The organism is Cellulomonas septica (assembly GCF_012396155.1).
Lineage (GTDB): Bacteria > Actinomycetota > Actinomycetes > Actinomycetales > Cellulomonadaceae > Cellulomonas > Cellulomonas septica.
This window is the reverse complement of the sequence record NZ_JAAXOY010000390.1, coordinates 1-3,343: the sequence shown is the minus strand read 5'-3', so window position 1 is coordinate 3,343 and position 3,343 is coordinate 1. Positions and strand designations below refer to the sequence as shown.

General features: G+C 75.9%; 3 protein-coding genes. All 3 read right to left on the bottom strand.

Annotation, left to right across the window (positions count from 1 at the left end):
- Window positions 1–646 (bottom strand): iron dependent repressor, metal binding and dimerization domain protein (locus HGA02_RS13720; RefSeq protein WP_168679470.1); only part of this gene is annotated, 646 nt, incomplete at its 3' end.
- 40 nt (window positions 647–686) lie between these two features.
- On the bottom strand, window positions 687–1,991 hold the full coding sequence (locus HGA02_RS21475) for a D-alanyl-D-alanine carboxypeptidase family protein (RefSeq protein ID WP_168679469.1): 1,305 nt from the start codon (window positions 1,989–1,991) through the stop codon (window positions 687–689).
- A 107-nt stretch (window positions 1,992–2,098) separates the two neighbouring features.
- Window positions 2,099–3,196 (bottom strand): metallophosphoesterase family protein, encoded by a 1,098-nt coding sequence (locus HGA02_RS13710; protein ID WP_343035479.1) that lies wholly within the window; start codon window positions 3,194–3,196, stop codon window positions 2,099–2,101.
- Between the last annotated feature and the right edge of the window lie 147 nt (window positions 3,197–3,343).

The following is a 3,343-nucleotide window of genomic DNA, read 5'->3' as shown; positions in this document are numbered from 1 at the left end:
CCAGGTCGACACCCCCGGCGTCGGGACCCTCGCCCGCGCGCACCGACACGACCCCCGCGACCGTGCGTCGCTCGACGACCTCGACCGGCGCGTCGAGCACGAGCCCGACGGACTCGACGTAGCGCAGCAGCTCGGGGTCGGCGTCGGAGATGCGGGCGACGGCCCACCGGCCGGGCTCGGCCTCCCAGAGCACGCGCGCCTCGGGCGTGTCGAGCGAGCCGTCCGGTCCCGGGATCGGGTCGCCGTGCGGGTCGCGACGCGGGTGGCCCAGCTGCGCGTCGATGCGCTCGACGAACAGGTCCGACACCGCGTGCTCGAGCACCTCGGCCTCGTCGTGCACCTCGTCCCAGCCGTAGCCGAGCACCTCGACCAGGAACGTCTCGACCAGGCGGTGGCGGCGCACCATCGCGAGCGCGTGCCGGCGGCCCTCGGCGGTGAGCTCGACGGCGCCGTACGGCTGGTGCGTGAGGTAGCCCGCGTCGGCGAGGCGGCGCACCGTCTCCGACACCGTCGAGGCACCGACGCCGAGGCGCGCGGCGAGCATCTTGGTCGTGACGGGCTGCGTCGACCACTCCTGCGCCGACCACACCACCTTGAGGTAGTCCTGCGTCACCGCGGTCAACGGGGGCGTCGGCTGGCTGCTCACGGCGACCAGCGTAGGGCGCGCGCCGGGCGCGCCCGTGCCGTCACCACCCGTCGACGCTCCAGTGCCACGCCTCGCTCGGCAGGTTCTTCAGCCCGTACGCGGGCGCGTGCTCGACGAGCCACCGGTACGCGTCCGTGCCGTGCTGGACGACGCCGCCGCCCACCGTGAAGTCGAGCGCGAGCCCGCGCTCGTGCCGCGACGTCCCGGGCGGCGCGGTCGGCGGGTAGCAGACGCCCGAGGCGCTGCAGTTCTGCGCACGCAGCGCGATCTGCTGCTCGCGGCTGCGCCAGCCCCACGCGTGCAGGTCGACCCCCTCGGCGCGCGCGGCGAGCATGAGCTCGTCGACCGCGGCGGCGAGGCACGGGTGCACCCGGACGCCGGTGGACGTCACGACCGTGTCGGACTGCGGGACGGGCGCGTCGACGGCCGTGCAGTCGGTCGCGAGCTCGGCGCGGCGGACGAGCAGCTCGGCCGGCACGTCGACGCGCCACAGCTCCTGGCCCGTCGCCGCGAGCAGCAGCACCGCACCGTCCTCGAGCCGCACCGACGACCCCGGCCCGCCGGTCGTGCCGGTCGACCACAGCGGCGTCCCGTCGGCGGCGGACAGCACGAGGTTCCCGTCGTCCTGGACGACGAGCGTCGCGCCCGGGTGCCCGGCGGTCCGGGTCCGCCACGGACGCCGGCCGTCGGTGTCGGTCACGACGAGGTTGCCGTCCTCGCGCAGGACGAGCGACGAGCCCGGCTCGTGCGTGCCGGCGGACCAGCGGGTCGACGCGTCGGGCCCGAGCAGGACGACGTCGCCGTCGTCGAGCACCTGGAGCGTGTGCCGGCCGTCGGGCGACGTGAGCGCGTCACCGGGGTGGAGCTCACCACCGGGCAGCAGGATCGACGGCAGCACAGCCGTGCCGGACTCCCACGCGACCGAGCCGTCGGGCGCCTCGACGACGACGTCGCCGTCGTCCCGCACGACGAACGCGGCCCCGGCGGTCCCCGCCGTGCCCGTGCTCCACACCGTCGAGCCGTCGGGCGCGACCAGCACGACGTCGCCCTCGGGGGTCACGGTGAGGCGAGCTCCGGGTGTCGCGGTCCCGGCCGCCCAGCGGGGTACGCCCTCGGCGTCGTAGAGGCCCAGGTCGCCGTCGGGCTGCACGACGAGCGTCTGCGTCCCGTCGGCCGACACGAGCCCCTGCCCCGGGTCGAGGGCCTCGCCCGCAAGCAACCGGTCCTGACCCGACGCGGCACCGGCGGGTACCGCGCCCACCAGCACCGACGCGACGACCGCGAGCACGACCGCGACGACCGCCGCGGCCCGACGGCCCCGGGTCCGCGCCGGCGCGCGGTCCACCTGTCCTCCCACGCCTTCCCCCCTCAGCGCACGTTCGGCTGGTGCGAGGGGAGGCGGTGTGCCACGACCATGGCCCCACTCGCGCGTCCCACCCTAAGTGACGCCGGTCACATCGGTGAAGGGTGATTCGTCCCTCCGCGGGGAGACGGCGTCGGCGCCGGGACGGGCCACTGCAGCCACGGGCTGACGGACGCCGACGCGTCGGGGCGCACCTGCACGAGCCGGTAGTCGACGATCCGGCGCCGGTCCGGGTCCCAGCGCAGCACCGTCATCTCGGCCGTGCCGTTCAGCGGGCCGACCGTCGGCTGCCCGAGCGTCGCCCCCGCGGTGCTCGAGCTCACGTACTGCACACCCTCCCCCACCACAGCCGGGCCGACACGCTTGTGCAGGTGCCCCGAGACCTGCGCCGGGACGCACCCGTCGGTCAGCGCCGGCGTGCCGACGCGCGGCGTGTGGATGAGCAGCAGGTCCACGCCGTCCTCGTCGTCGCACGCGGTCTGCGCGAGCCGTTCCGCCATGTCCTGCGGCGACTCGTCGGTCGCCGACGTGCCCGAGCCGATGCGCGTCTGCGCGGGGTCGCGGTCGCCGAGGATGCGCACGCCGTCGACCTCGACGACCGACCCGTCGAGCACGCGCGCACCGCTGCGCGCGTACACCGCCGACGTCTCCGCCGAGTCGTGGTTGCCCGGCGACGTGACGAGCTCGACGCCGTCCGGGACGGCGCGCGCGAACGTCGTCACGCAGTACTGCTCGACCCCGGTCCCGTTCATCGTGGTGTCGCCCGCGTCGAGCAGGACGTCCGCGCCGGACCGCTCGACGACGGTCGCGATGAGCGGCGCCATGCCGACGTTGCAGTGCAGGTCGGAGACGACGACGAGCACGACGGGCTCGGGCTCGTCCTCGCCCGCGTCCGTCGAGGACGTCGGGCTCGCGGTGAGCGGGTCGCGCGCCTCCTGCGCGTCGATCACCGGCTGCGTCGCGTCCCACGCCGCGTCGAGGGCCGTGCCGGCACGCGCGTAGAACGCCTGGTTCTCGCGGTAGGCGTCGACGACGTACCCGCCGTAGGTGTCGATGACACCGCCCAGGCGGCCCGTCACGCGCGCGCCCTGCAGCGGGGTGTCGTCGAAGACGGCCGACGCGGGTCGCGACGCGTCGGGCTGGTCCCGCTCGCCCACGCTCGCCGTGAGCACGGTGCTCGCCACCACGACGGCCACCGCGCCGCCCGCGATCGCGTGCCGGCCGGGACGCGCAGGTCGACGAGCGGGCCGTTCGTGTCGACGACACCGTTCACCGCCGCCCAGCCCTGCACGAGCGCGCCCTCGCCCGGGAGCACCATCTGGCCGGTCGCGTCG